Origin of the sequence: Streptomyces sp. NBC_00083 (genome assembly GCF_026343295.1) — a bacterium.
Taxonomy (GTDB): domain Bacteria; phylum Actinomycetota; class Actinomycetes; order Streptomycetales; family Streptomycetaceae; genus Streptomyces.
The window spans coordinates 2,187,435-2,200,680 of the sequence record NZ_JAPELY010000001.1 but is presented as its reverse complement, the minus strand read 5'-3'; the positions used below and the strand labels follow the sequence as shown (position 1 = coordinate 2,200,680).

The window sequence follows — 13,246 nt, the reverse complement described above, 5'->3', positions numbered from 1 at the left end:
GTACATGGTATCGAGCCACGGGCCCGCGCTCTCCCCCGGCCGGGCGGGACGGTGTACCTGGGAGGAACACCGAAGGCGGGCGCCGGATTCCTCCGGGCCCGCCTCCGTGGTGCCGTGCGGCTTGCTCAGACGGTGATCAGGGCGTCCAGCGGGGCGCCGTCCAGGACGGCCTCCAGGCGCTGCCGGCCGCTGAGGAAGCCCAGCTCCATCAGGACCGCGACGCCGGCGATCTCGGCACCGGCCCTGCGGATCAGCTCGATCGAGGCCTCGGCGGTGCCGCCGGTGGCGAGCACGTCGTCGATGACCAGGACGCGGTCGCCCGCGCTGAGGTCCTCGGCGTGCACCTCGATCTCCGCGGTGCCGTACTCCAGCTCGTACGCCTGCTTGAGGGTGGCTCCGGGGAGCTTGCCCGCCTTGCGTACGGGGATGAAGCCGATCCCGGCGCGGACCGAGACGGGGGCCGCCAGGATGAAGCCGCGCGCCTCCAGGCCGACGATCTTCGTCGCGCCGTGCCGTACGCACAGTGCGGCGAGCGCGTCGGTGAGGGCCGTGAACGCCTCCGGGTCCGCGAGCAGCGGCGTGATGTCCTTGAACATCACACCGGGCTTCGGATAGTCCGGCACGTCACGGATGCGGCTGAGCAGCAGCCCCGCGGTCTCGGTGGAGACGCTGGTCATCGGCGCTTCCCCCGGTTGTTGCGGCTCGGCTGGCGGCGCTGGCCGACGACCGCGCCGGCGGTCTCGGCGTCGTCGTCCTCGTCGAGCGGCGAGGCGTCCTGCGGCTCCTCGGTCTCGCCCTTGGCGGCGGCCGCCGCGCGCTTGGCGAGCACCCGCTTCTTGAGGGCCTTCATCTCCGGCATGGTCTCCTTCAGGTCGGCGACCAGCGGAGTGGCGATGAAGATCGAGGAGTACGCACCGGCCGCGAGGCCGACGAACAGCGAGAGCGAGATGTCGTTCAGCATGCCGGCGCCCAGGACGCCGCCACCGATGAACAGCAGGCCTGCGACCGGGAGCAGCGCCACGACCGTGGTGTTGATGGAGCGGACCAGCGTGCCGTTGAGGCTCTTGTTCGCCATCTCGCTGTACGTGAGCCGGGTCTGCTTGGTGATCCCCTTCTGGCCCTCCTTGAGTCCGTCGAAGACGACGACGGTGTCGTAGAGGGAGTAACCGAGGATCGTGAGCAGACCGATCACCGTGCCCGGGGTGACCTCGAAGCCGACCAGGGCGTAGATGCCGACCGTGATGGTGAGGTCGTGGATCAGGGCGACCAGGGCGGCGACGGCCATGCGCCATTCGAAGGCGATGGCCAGGTAGATCACGACGAGGATCATGAAGACGATCAGGCCCGTCCAGGCCTTGTTGGCGATCGTCTTGCCCCAACTCGGGCCCACCAGGTCGGCGTTGATGGTGTTCGCGTCGACCTTGAGGTCCTTCGCGAGCTCCGTCTTGATCTGGTCGGACTTGGCGGTGTCGACGCCGCCGATGGTGATGCGGATCGTGTTGTCGCCGAGCTTCTGGGCGATCGCGTCGTGGCCGGAGGCCGATTCGGCCGCCCGCTCCGCCTGTGTGGCGGACATCGAGGTCTTGGGCGTGGTGAAGACCGCGCCGCCCTCGAACTCGATGCCCATCGTCAGGCCCCGCACCGCCAGGCCCACGATGGCCGTGATGGTGATCAGGATCGAGATGCCGTACCAGATCTTCCGCTTGCCGACGAAGTCGTAACCGACCTCACCGCGGTACAGCCTGGCGCCGAGAGTGCCGAGCTTCGACATCTCACGCCTCCTTCGGGTTGTCGACGGGGGCGGAGGTGGTGCGACGGGCCCGGCGCAGCGGGGGCTTGGCGCCGAGCCGCTTGGGGTCGAGGCCGGACCACGGGTGACCGCTGGCGAAGAACTTGCGGCGGGCCAGGAGCGTCATCACCGGCTTGGTGAACAGGAAGACGACGACGACGTCGAGCAGGGTGGTCAGACCCAGCGTGAACGCGAAGCCCTGGACCTTGCCGACCGTCACGACGAACAGCACCGCGGCGGCCAGGAACGACACGAAGTCGGAGACCAGGATGGTGCGCCGGGCGCGCGGCCAGGCCCGCTCCACGGCGGGACGCAGGGTGCGGCCCTCGCGGATCTCGTCACGGATGCGCTCGAAGTACACGATGAACGAGTCCGCGGTGATGCCGATGGCGACGATGGCGCCGCAGACCGCGGGCAGGTTCAGCGCGAAGCTGATGGCGGGGCCGAGCAGCGTCATGATCGCGTACGTCAGGATCGCCGAGACGACGAGGCTGAGGATGGCGATCGCGGCGAGGCCGCGGTAGTAGGCCACCAGGTAGATGATGACCAGCGCGAGGCCGATGGCACCGGCGATCAGACCGGCGTGCAGCTGGTCGGCGCCGAGGGCGGCGGTCACGGTGGTGACGCTCTGCTCCTGGAAGGAGAGCGGCAGCGCGCCGTAGGAGAGCACGTTGGCCAGGTCCTGGGCGGACGACTGGTTGAAGCTGCCGGAGATCTCGGCGGAGCCGCTGAGCGTGGAGCTCACGGTCGGGGCCGAGACGACCTGGTTGTCCAGCGTGATCGCGAAGCGGTTGTTCGGGTACTGCTGCTGCGAGAGCTTCCCGGTGATCGCCGCGAACTTCTTCGAGCCGCCGCTCGTGAAGTCCATCTGGACGATCCACTGACCGTTCTGGTTGATCACGGCCTGGGACTTGGAGACGTCGGTGCCGTCGACCTCGGCCGGGCCCAGGATGAACTTCTCCTGGCCGTCCTTGTCGCAGGCCACGGTCGGATCGGTGGGCTTGGCGCCCTCGCCGGCCTTGGAGCGGGCTTCCTTGGTGGAGCAGTCCAGCGCCGCGAACTGGGCCTGGAGCTTGGCCGCGGCCGCCGCGTCACCGGAGGCGGACGGGTCGGGCGCGGGGGTGCCGGACTTGCTCGCGCCCGGCGTGGGCGAACCGGAGGCCTTGAGCGCGTCGGTCAGGGCGCGGCCCTGCGGCTTGGTGCTCGCGCTCGCCTTGCCCGCGTTGGGCGTGCCCTTGGCGGAGGCGGTCGGCGTGGGCTTGCCGGAGGCGCTCGGGGCGCCCGAGGGGGTGGCCTTGCCCGGGGCGCTCGGGGAGGCGCTCGGCGTGGGTGCCGCGGTCGCCTGGGCGGTCAGGACCGGCCGGAAGTACAGCTTGGCGGTCTGGCCGACCTGCTGGCGGGCCTGCTCGGAGTTCGTACCCTTGGGGATGTTGACAATGATGTTGTCGCTGCCCTGGGTCTGAACCTCGGCCTCGCTGACACCAAGACCATTGACACGGCGGTTCATGATCGAAACCGCGGTGTCCATGTTCTTCTTGTTGATCGCCGACTCCTGGCCGGGCTCGGCCTTCGCCTTGAGCGTGATGCTCGTACCGCCCGCGAGGTCGATTCCCAGCCTCGGAGTGGTGGTGTGGGAAAGGAACATCCCACCGGTGAGCGCGACCATGGCGATGAGGATGAAGGCCAGGGCACGGCCCGGCTTGCTCTGACCCCCCGCCGCCGGCCTTCGGCCCTTGTTCGGTGCTGCCACCTTGTCGTTTCTCCCTGTCCAACCGCCCGGCGCCGGGTGTGCGCGCGGACGGCCACGAAGTGGTGTGGGGACGTCCCCCGTGGAAGTCGGCCCGCTCCAGGGACCGCGCGCGCCGGTCGGGCGCCGTGCGGTCCCGGTGCGTGACTACTTCGCTTCGGCCCCGCCGTCGGCCTTGCCGTCCTTGCCGTCCTCGGGCGTTGCGGCGTCGGCGTCCTTCGCCTCGGCAGCCCCGTCCTTCTTGCCCAGGTCGATCTTCGCCTCATCGGCGGCCGCCGCGTCGGCCTCGGCGGCTTCGGTGGCCGCGGTCAGCGACGACGCGTCGTCCGGCACCGCGGGAAGCTCTTCCTCGGTGTCGCCGTGGACGATGCGGTTGTACTCCGCGTCGCTGAGGACAGCGCCGACGGCGTTCTTGGCGTAGACGGCGTGGACGCCGGGCGCCACCTCCAGGAGGACCGTCTCGTCACCGATCTCCTTGACGGTGGCGTACATGCCGCCGATGGTGCGGATACCGGTGCCGGGCTGCATCTCGTCACGCATGGCCGCGGCGGCCTGCTGCTTCTTCTTGGTCGACCGGGTCATCAGGAACATGGCCCCGATAAGCAAAACCAAGGGGAGGAGGGTGATAGGGCTCACGGGACGGAACTTCCTTCGCATGACACACGCGGAGCGCGGCCTGATCTGGGGGTGGGTACGCCGGCCTGGAAGGGCGGCATCGGCGGAGTCTAAGCGAGTCCGCACAGATGGAACAACGCCCAGCATCCCACCGGGGTTCCTCCACGTGCGACCCTGCGCGCCGTCACGCCCTGAAGAGCCCCTGTTGTCCGCTTCCTGCGGGGCCGCCGCCCTGCTGCGGCGGTACGAGACCGAGGTGGGCCCAGGCCGCGGGGGTGGCCACCCGGCCGCGCGGGGTGCGGGCGAGCAGGCCCTCGCGCACCAGGAAGGGCTCGGCCACTTCCTCCACGGTCTCGCGCTCCTCCCCCACCGCGACGGCCAGGGTGGACAGGCCCACGGGGCCGCCGCCGAACAGCTTCAGGAGGGCCTGGAGCACCGCCCGGTCGAGGCGGTCGAGACCGCGGGCGTCGACCTCGTACACCCCGAGCGCGGCCGAGGCGATCTCAGGGGTGATGACGCCGTCGGCCTTGACCTGGGCGTAGTCGCGGACCCGGCGCAGGAGGCGGTTGGCGATGCGGGGGGTGCCGCGGGAGCGGCCGGCGATCTCGGCGGCGCCCGCGGTGTCGATCTCCACGTCGAGCAGCCGGGCCGAGCGGTGGATGACGCGCTCCAGCTCGGAGGGCTCGTAGAACTCCATGTGGCCGGTGAAGCCGAAGCGGTCGCGCAGCGGGGGCGGCAGCAGGCCGGCCCGTGTGGTGGCGCCGACGAGGGTGAAGGGCGGCAGCTCCAGCGGGATGGCGGTCGCGCCGGGGCCCTTGCCGACGATGACGTCGACCCGGAAGTCCTCCATCGCCATGTAGAGCATCTCCTCGGCCGGCCGCGACATCCGGTGGATCTCGTCCAGGAAGAGGACCTCGCCCTCCTGGAGGGAGGAGAGGATCGCGGCGAGGTCGCCCGCGTGCTGGATGGCGGGGCCGCTGGTGATGCGGATGGGGGCGCCCATCTCGGCCGCGATGATCATGGAGAGGGTGGTCTTGCCGAGGCCGGGGGCGCCGGAGAGCAGGACGTGGTCGGCGGTGGCGCCGCGGGCGCGGGCCGCGCGCAGGACCAGGTCGAGCTGTTCGCGGACCTTCTCCTGGCCGACGAACTCCTCCAGGTCCTTGGGGCGCAGCGCCGCCTCGACCGCGGTGTCCTCGCCGTCGGCGTCGGCCCCGACCAGGCGGTCGCCGTGGCCATCGGCGGTCGCCGACAGATCCGCCGTGTCGGAGCTGTCTTCCCAGTTCATGCGGTGTGCCTCGGATCGTGGTCGCGGTGGGTGGTGCGGGGGCGTGCGGGGTCCGGTCGGCGGGGCGCGCGGGCCGGGTTCGGGGCGCGGCGTGCCGCCTCCGCTCAGCGGGCCCGGTTGAGGGTCTGCAGAGCGGCCTTGAGCAGGGCCCCGATGTTCGGCGATTGCGCGGCCTCGGCCTGCGGCGCCACCGCGGCGACCGCCTCGTCGGCCTCGCGCGTCGCGTACCCGAGACCGATGAGGGCCGCGTGCAGCTGGTCGCGCCAGCCCGAGGTGACCGGGGCGCCGACGGCCGGAGCGCTGCCGACGGGCGCGCCGAGCCGGTCCTTCAGCTCGATGAGCAGCTTCTGCGCGCCCTTCTTGCCGATGCCGGGCACGGCGGTGAGCGCCTTCTCGTCGCCGGTGGCGAAGGCGCGGCGCAGCGCGTCCGGTGTGTGCACGGAGAGGACGGCCTGGGCGAGCCGGGGGCCGACGCCGTTGGCGGTCTGGAGCAGCTCGAAGACCTGCTTCTCGTCGTCGTCGGCGAATCCGTACAGGGTCAGCGAGTCCTCCCGGACGACGAGGGAGGTGGCGAGCTTGGTGTGCTGTCCGACGCGCAGCTCGGCCAGCGTGTTGGGCGTGCACTGGAGGGCCATGCCGATGCCGCCGACCTCGACCACCGCGGTGTCGGGTGCGAGGGCGGCGACCGGGCCGCTGACGAAGGCGATCATCGGGTGACCTTCCGGACGGAGTGCTGGGCGTGGGCCTGCTGGAGTCTGTTGATGGCCGGGGCGCGCCAGATGTGGCAGATGGCGAGCGCGAGCGCGTCGGCGGCGTCGGCCGGTTTGGGCGGGGCGTCGAGCCGGAGCAGCCGGGTCACCATGGCGCCGACCTGAGCCTTGTCGGCGCGGCCGCTGCCGGTGACGGCGGCCTTGACCTCGCTGGGGGTGTGCAGGGCGACGGGGATTCCGCGCCGCGACGCGCAGAGCATGGCGACCGCGCTGGCCTGGGCGGTGCCCATGACCGTACGCACGTTGTGCTGGCTGAACACCCGCTCCACGGCGACGAATTCGGGCCGGTGGGCATCGAGCCACTCCTCGATGCCGCGCTCGATGGCGACCAGGCGGTGGCCCAACTCGGCGTCCGGGGGCGTGCGTACGACGCCGACGCCCAGCATGGTGAGCGGCCGGCCCGCTGTGCCCTCGACGACGCCCACACCACACCGCGTGAGTCCGGGGTCCACCCCGAGTACGCGCACGGCCTCCCCCTCGGTCCCTCGGTGATCTTTGACTTGCCGCCAGGCTATCCGCTGCCACTGACAACGGCGGCGGGCCGATGGGACGTGTCCCATCGGCCCGCCGAAAACACTCAGCCCGCGCGGTCCTACGCGTCGACCTTCTCCATGACCTCGTCGGAGACGTCGAAGTTGGCGAAGACGTTCTGCACGTCGTCGCTGTCCTCCAGCGCGTCGATCAGCTTGAAGATCTTCCGCGCGCCCTCTTCGTCCAGCTCGACCTGCATGGTCGGGACGAAGTTGGAGTCGGCCGAGTCGTAGTCGATACCGGCCTCCTGGAGCGCGGTACGGACCGCGACCAGGTCGGTCGCCTCGGAGATGATCTCGAAGGACTCACCGAGGTCGTTGACTTCCTCCGCACCCGCTTCCAGGACCGCGTCCAGGACGTCGTCCTCGGAGAGCTCGGCCTTGGGCAGGACGATGACGCCCTTGCGGTTGAAGAGGTACGAGACGGAACCCGGGTCGGCCATGTTGCCGCCGTTGCGGGTCATCGCGACACGTACGTCGGAGGCGGCACGGTTGCGGTTGTCGGTGAGGCACTCGATGAGCACCGCGACACCGTTCGGGCCGTAACCCTCGTACATGATCGTCTCGTAGTCGGCACCGCCCGCCTCGAGACCGGCACCGCGCTTGAGCGCGGAGTCGATGTTCTTGTTGGGCACCGACTGCTTCTTGGCCTTCTGTACGGCGTCGAAGAGGGTCGGGTTGCCGTCGATGTCGGCGCCCCCGGTGCGGGCCGCGACCTCGATGTTCTTGATCAGCTTCGCGAAGAGCTTGCCGCGCTTGGCATCGATCACGGCCTTCTTGTGCTTCGTCGTAGCCCATTTAGAGTGGCCGGACATCTGCCTGTCTCCTTCGCGTAACCCATTCTGCGTCGTTCGGCAGAGATCCTACCGGGACCCGGCCCGCCCGTCGCCCGGCCCCCGCGCGGGGCGGGAAGCCGGAGCGGGCGTCTTTCACGCGGCGGCGCGCACCATGTCCACGAAGAGCGCGTGCATGCGGTGGTCGCCGGTGAGCTCGGGGTGGAACGAGGTCGCCAGCGCGTTTCCCTGGCGCACGGCGACGATGTGGCCGCCGTGCTCGGCGAGCACCTCGGCGCGGGCGCCGACCGACTCGACCCAGGGCGCGCGGATGAACACGCCTTCTACGGGGCCCACGCCCGAAACCTCGACGGTCGCCTCGAACGACTCGTTCTGGCGGCCGAAGGCGTTGCGGCGGACGATCATCTCGATGCCGCCGAACGTCTCCTGGCCCGAGCGCGGGTCGAGGATCTTGTCGGCGAGCATGATCAGGCCGGCGCAGGTGCCGTAGACGGGCAGGCCCGCGGCGATCCGCTCGCGCAGCGGCTCCAGCATGCCGAAGAGCGCGGCCAGCTTGGAGATGGTGGTGGACTCGCCGCCGGGAATGACGAGACCGTCGACCTCGGCGAGTTCTTCGGGGCGCCGGACCGGCCTGGCCACGGCGTCCGCCGCGGCCAGGGCGATGAGGTGCTCCCGTACGTCGCCCTGGAGCGCCAGGACACCGATGACAGGGGTGGTCATGAGTGGTTACCAGCCGCGGTTGGCGTAGCGCTCGGTCTCGGGCAGCGTGTCGCAGTTGATGCCGACCATGGCCTCGCCCAGGTTGCGGGAGGCGTCCGCGATGATCTTCGGGTCGTCGTAGAAGGTGGTGGCCTTCACGATGGCGGCGGCGCGCTTGGCCGGGTCGCCCGACTTGAAGATGCCGGAGCCGACGAAGACGCCCTCGGCGCCGAGCTGGCGCATCAGCGCGGCGTCGGCGGGGGTGGCGACGCCACCGGCGGAGAACAGCACGACGGGCAGCTTGCCGAGCTCGGAGACTTCCTTGACCAGCTCGTACGGGGCGCGCAGCTCCTTGGCCGCGGCGTACAGCTCGTTGTTGTCGAAGCCGCGCAGCTTGGCGATCTCGTTCTTGATCTGGCGCAGGTGTCGTACGGCCTCGACGACGTTGCCGGTGCCGGCCTCGCCCTTGGAGCGGATCATGGCCGCGCCCTCGGCGATGCGGCGCAGGGCCTCGCCCAGGTTGGTGGCGCCGCACACGAACGGGGTCGTGAAGGCGAACTTGTCGCTGTGGTTGACCTCGTCGGCCGGGGTGAGGACCTCGGACTCGTCGATGTAGTCGACGCCGAGGGACTGCAGGACCTGGGCCTCGACGAAGTGACCGATGCGGGACTTGGCCATCACCGGGATGGAGACCGCGCCGATGATCTCCTCGATCATGTTCGGGTCGGACATCCGGGCCACGCCGCCGTCCTTGCGGATGTCGGCGGGAACCCGCTCCAGGGCCATGACCGCGACGGCGCCCGCGTCCTCGGCGATCTTCGCCTGCTCGGCGTTGACCACGTCCATGATCACGCCGCCCTTGAGCTGCTCGGCCATGCCGCGCTTGACGCGTGCGGTGCCGACGGCGGGGGTGTCGGCGTTGGGGGTGCTGGAAGGGGTGCTGGACACGGAGCGACCTCACTGAGCGACGAAAGGGATTCTGCTGACCTGAGAGAACCCCGCCCGCCCGGTCCGCATCAAGGGCCAATGCTCAGCCGGTGGATCGTTTTGGCACCGCGTGGCCCGCGGTCAGCTCCCCGGCCGGTCGGCCAGCGCGGTCGGCGGCTCGTCGTCCATCTCGAAGGCGAGGGGGAACGGCGCGTGGCCCGCGAGGCGCAGCCAGCGCACCGTCCGGTGCCTGCGCAGCGCCCGCGCCGCCCGCACCGCGTCGTTGTGGAAGCGCCGCGCCATCGGGACCCTGCGCACCGCCTGGGCCAGCTCCTCGGCGGCCTCCACGCCGCCGGGCGCCTCCCGTACCGCCTCGACCTGTGCGGGCTCCCCGAAGACGGCCCGCAGCGCCTGGCTGAGCTCGCTCTCGGCGACCTCCCGGTGCTCCTCCTCCGCCTGGCGCGCGGCGTGGGCGGCCTCGTAGAGCACGATGGAGGCGGCCGGGTCGAGGACACCGCTGGTGGCCAGTTCCTGGGTGACCGATGCGCGGCGCAGCAGTTGCGCGTCGAGGGCGGCGCGGGCCGCGTCGATGCGGGCGTGCAGCCGGTCGAGCCGGCCGGCGGTCCAGCTGAGGTAGAGGCCGATCGCGACGAGGGCGACGACGATCCAGATGAGGGTTACGGTCACGGGCGGCAAGGCTACCGGGCGGCGCCTCGGCGGGCGTCCAGTGCGGCCGGGCCCACCCCCAGGGTGCCCAATCCAGGCCGCCTCAGCCCGTCCGGCGCGCCCACCGCGGCGGAGCCGCGCACGTGTCCTGGTCCCGTGCCCCTGGCGGGGTTGGACCACGGCAGGGTGCCCAATCCAGGCCACCTCAGCCCGTCCGGCGATTGAGGACGAGCGCCCTCAAGGCGCGAACGGGGTCTGGGGCGGAGCCCCAGCAACCCCGCCTTCGACTGCAGACCGTGCCCGCGTCTCGCGCAGTTCCCCGCGCCCCTAGGAGGGCACCCGACACCGCACCCACCGCGGCGCAGCCGCGCACGTGTCACAGCCCCGCGCCCCTGGCGGGGTTGGACCACGGCAGGGTGCCCAATCCAGGCCACCTCAGCCCGTCCGGCGGTTGAGGACGAGCGCCCTCAAGGCGCGAACGGGGTCTGGGGCGGAGCCCCAGGAACCCCGCTTTCGTCTGCAGACCGTGCCCGCGTCCCGCCGCAGTTCCCCGCGCCCCTAAAGACGTAGGGCACCCGGAGCCGCAGCCCGCCGCCCGCGCCCACCGCGGCGGAGCCGCGTAATCGGCACAGCCCCGCGCCCCTAAAGACGTAGGGCATCCGGCACCGCGCCCACCTCGGCGCCGCGGAGCGACCAGGGCTCAGTCGCGGGCCAGGCCGAACCTCGCGCGGAAGCCGGGGCGTTCGTCCGCCGCGACCGCCGCCGCGCCGTGCGTCACCGTCTCGTACACCGCGAGGATGTCCGCGCCGACCGTCGCCCAGTCGAAGCGCCGGACATGGGCCGAGCCGCGTTCGCTCAGGCCCGCACGGCGCTCGGGGTCGGCGAGGAGGCGCACCGCGGCCGAGGCCAGCGCGTCGGCGTCCTCGTTGGTGAAGAGGTCGCCCGCCGCGCCCTGGTCGAGGACCTGCGCGAAGGCGTCCAGGTCGCTCGCGAGGACCGCCGCGCCCGCCGAGAGGGCCTCGACGAGGATGATCCCGAAGCTCTCGCCGCCCGTGTTGGGCGCCACGTACACGTCCACGCTGCGCAGCAGCCGCGCCTTGTCCTCGTCGCTGACCATGCCGAGGAACTCGACCCGGGAGCGCAGCTCGGGCGGAAGCGACGCGACGGCCTCCTCCTCGTCGCCGCGGCCCGCGACGAGGAGCCGGGCCTCCGGACGCTCGGCGAAGATGCGCGGCAGCGCCTTCATGAGGACCGGCAGGCCCTTGCGGGGCTCGTCGATGCGGCCGATGAAGCCGAGGGTCTGGCCCTGCCACTCCTTGTTCGGCTCCGCCTTCGCGAAGAAGTCGACGTCGACGCCGTTGGGGATCACCACCGCGTCGCCGCCCAGGTGCTCCACCAGGGTGCGGCGCGCGTACTCGCTGACCGCGATGCGCGCGCTGATCTTCTCCAGGGCGGGCTGCAGGATCGGATACGCCGCGATCATGGCCCGGGAGCGGGGGTTGGAGGTGTGGAACGTCGCCACGATGGGGCCCTGCGCGGCCCAGCAGGAGAGCAGGCCGAGCGAGGGCGAGGCCGGCTCGTGGATGTGGATCACGTCGAACGTTCCGTCGTGCAGCCAGCGCCGGACGCGCGCCGCGGACAGGAACCCGAAGTTGAGCCGTGCGACCGAGCCGTTGTACGGCACGGGAACGGCCCGGCCCGCCGACACGACGTACGGCGGCAGCGGGGTCTCGTCGTCGGCGGGGGCCAGCACCGACACCTCGTGGCCGAGGCGGATGAGGTGCTCCGCCAGGTCACGGATGTGGAACTGGACGCCGCCCGGGACGTCCCACGAGTACGGGCAGACGATGCCGATCTTCACGTTCGGCGCTCCTCCAGGTCCGCGAGCCACAGGCGTTGCAGCATGTGCCAGTCCTCGGGGTGGTCGGCGATTCCGGTGGCGAAGGCGTCTGCCAGCGCCTGTGTCATGGAGGACGTCCTGGAGGCCCGGTCGCCTGTCTCCGGCACCTCGACCGGCGGATGCACCCGCCCCTTCATGATCGGCGAGTCGTCGTACCAGAGCGTCACCGGCAGGAGGAGCGCGCCGGTCTGCTGGGCGAGCAGGGCGGGCCCCGCGGGCATCCGGGTCGTCTCGCCGAAGAACTTCACCTCCACCCCGGAGGCCGACAGGTCGCGGTCGGCGACCAGGCAGACGAGGCCGCCCGCGCGCAGCCGCCGGGCCAGAGTGCCGAAGGCGGAGCCGCCGGTGTGCGGCAGCACCTCCATGCCGAGGCTCTCGCGGTAGGCGACGAACCGGTCGTACAGCGTCTCCGGCTTGAGCCGCTCGGCGACCGTGGTGAACGGGATGTCCAGCTTGCTGGTGACCCAGGCGCCCGCGAGGTCGTAGTTGCCCATGTGCGGCAGCGCCACGACCACTCCGCGCCCCGCGGCGATGCCGTCCACGAGGTGGTGGACGTCCTCCGGCACGAAGCCGCTCGCCATCCGGTCCCGGCTCCACGACGGCAGCCGGAACGACTCCATCCAGTACCGCATGTACGAGCGCATCCCGGCCCGGGAGAGCTCGGCGAGCCGGGCCGCGGAGGCGTCGGGGACGACCCGCGCCAGGTTGGACTCGAGCCGCAGCACGCTCTTGCCGCGCCGCTTCCACACCTGGTCGGCGATGCTCCGGCCGAGCCGGGTCGCGGCGGGTTCGGGCAGCTTCTTGACGGCCGCCCAGCCCAGTCCGTAGAGCGCGTCGGTCAGTCGGTCCTTCATGCGCCCGCCTCACCGGCCGCCCGCGCCGCGGCCGCGTCGGCCTCGGCGGACTCCCGGCGGACGGTCACGACGCGCTGGATCAGCGTGATCAGGCTGCCCACGGCGACGATCCACAGCGCGACGGGAAGCAGCACCTGGATGCCGGGCACCCCGAAGTCGTGCAGCCCCGCGAGGCCCGCCGCGACCAGCGAGATGACGAGGCGCTCGGCACGCTCGACCAGCCCGTTGACGGCGACCGGCAGGCCGATCGCCTCGCCGCGCGCCTTGGTGTACGACACCACCTGGCCGCTGGCCAGGCAGAAGATGGCCACCGCGCACAGCACGTTGTCGTCGCCCCGCCCCGCGTACCAGAGCGCGAAGCCGCCGAAGATCGCGCCGTCGGCGACCCGGTCGAGCGTCGAGTCGAGGAACGCGCCCCAGCGGCTGGAGATCCCGGCCTGGCGCGCCATGTTGCCGTCGACCAGGTCGGAGAAGACGAACAGGGTGATGACGATCGTGCCCCAGAAGAACTCTCCACGGGGGAAGAAGACCAGCGCACCCGCCATCACTCCGGCCGTACCGATGAGGGTCACCGCGTCGGGGCTGACTCCTCGGCGGAGCAGAAATGCGGCGAACGGCGTGAGGACACGCGTGAAGAATGCACGCGCGTACTTGTTCAGCATGGCCTTCC

General features: G+C 71.4%; 14 protein-coding genes. All 14 read right to left on the bottom strand.

What is annotated here, in order from left to right:
- Positions 1–125 precede the first annotated feature (125 nt).
- On the bottom strand, positions 126–677 hold the full coding sequence (locus tag OOJ98_RS09730) for an adenine phosphoribosyltransferase (RefSeq protein WP_267054217.1): 552 nt from the start codon (positions 675–677) through the stop codon (positions 126–128).
- Positions 674–1,771 carry a protein translocase subunit SecF gene (gene secF, locus OOJ98_RS09725; protein WP_267054216.1) on the bottom strand — a complete coding sequence of 366 codons (1,098 nt, stop codon included), beginning with the start codon at positions 1,769–1,771 and terminating at the stop codon, positions 674–676. The genes OOJ98_RS09730 and secF overlap by 4 nt, the downstream gene beginning before the upstream one ends.
- 1 nt (position 1,772) lies before the next feature.
- Positions 1,773–3,539: a protein translocase subunit SecD gene (gene secD / locus OOJ98_RS09720; protein ID WP_267054215.1), complete on the bottom strand. Its 1,767-nt coding sequence runs from the start codon at positions 3,537–3,539 to the stop codon at positions 1,773–1,775.
- A 144-nt stretch (positions 3,540–3,683) separates the two neighbouring features.
- Positions 3,684–4,172 carry a preprotein translocase subunit YajC gene (yajC, locus tag OOJ98_RS09715; protein WP_267054214.1) on the bottom strand — a complete coding sequence of 163 codons (489 nt, stop codon included), beginning with the start codon at positions 4,170–4,172 and terminating at the stop codon, positions 3,684–3,686.
- 163 nt (positions 4,173–4,335) lie between these two features.
- Complete coding sequence (gene ruvB / locus OOJ98_RS09710) at positions 4,336–5,436, bottom strand: Holliday junction branch migration DNA helicase RuvB (RefSeq protein ID WP_267054213.1); 1,101 nt, start codon at positions 5,434–5,436, stop codon at positions 4,336–4,338.
- A 104-nt stretch (positions 5,437–5,540) separates the two neighbouring features.
- Positions 5,541–6,146: a Holliday junction branch migration protein RuvA gene (gene ruvA, locus OOJ98_RS09705; protein WP_267054212.1), complete on the bottom strand. Its 606-nt coding sequence runs from the start codon at positions 6,144–6,146 to the stop codon at positions 5,541–5,543.
- Positions 6,143–6,673, bottom strand: coding sequence for a crossover junction endodeoxyribonuclease RuvC (gene ruvC / locus OOJ98_RS09700; protein WP_267054211.1), 531 nt, complete (start codon positions 6,671–6,673; stop codon positions 6,143–6,145). The genes ruvA and ruvC overlap by 4 nt, the downstream gene beginning before the upstream one ends.
- Before the next feature lie 125 nt (positions 6,674–6,798).
- Positions 6,799–7,551, bottom strand: a complete 753-nt coding sequence (locus OOJ98_RS09695; protein WP_267054210.1) for a YebC/PmpR family DNA-binding transcriptional regulator — start codon at positions 7,549–7,551, stop codon at positions 6,799–6,801.
- Between the two features lie 114 nt (positions 7,552–7,665).
- Complete coding sequence (pdxT, locus tag OOJ98_RS09690) at positions 7,666–8,250, bottom strand: pyridoxal 5'-phosphate synthase glutaminase subunit PdxT (protein WP_267054209.1); 585 nt, start codon at positions 8,248–8,250, stop codon at positions 7,666–7,668.
- A 6-nt stretch (positions 8,251–8,256) separates the two neighbouring features.
- Complete coding sequence (gene pdxS / locus OOJ98_RS09685; RefSeq protein ID WP_267054208.1) at positions 8,257–9,177, bottom strand: pyridoxal 5'-phosphate synthase lyase subunit PdxS; 921 nt, start codon at positions 9,175–9,177, stop codon at positions 8,257–8,259.
- A gap of 120 nt (positions 9,178–9,297) precedes the next feature.
- Positions 9,298–9,843, bottom strand: a complete 546-nt coding sequence (locus OOJ98_RS09680; protein WP_267054207.1) for a hypothetical protein — start codon at positions 9,841–9,843, stop codon at positions 9,298–9,300.
- A 679-nt stretch (positions 9,844–10,522) separates the two neighbouring features.
- Entirely contained in the window at positions 10,523–11,683 is a 1,161-nt protein-coding gene (locus OOJ98_RS09675; RefSeq protein ID WP_267054206.1) for a glycosyltransferase family 4 protein, read from the bottom strand.
- A complete protein-coding gene (locus OOJ98_RS09670; RefSeq protein WP_267054205.1) occupies positions 11,680–12,576 on the bottom strand; it encodes a phosphatidylinositol mannoside acyltransferase in 897 nt (298 codons plus the stop codon). Before OOJ98_RS09670 ends, OOJ98_RS09675 begins: the two co-directional genes overlap by 4 nt.
- Entirely contained in the window at positions 12,573–13,238 is a 666-nt protein-coding gene (gene pgsA / locus OOJ98_RS09665) for a phosphatidylinositol phosphate synthase (RefSeq protein WP_267054204.1), read from the bottom strand. Before pgsA ends, OOJ98_RS09670 begins: the two co-directional genes overlap by 4 nt.
- Between the last annotated feature and the right edge of the window lie 8 nt (positions 13,239–13,246).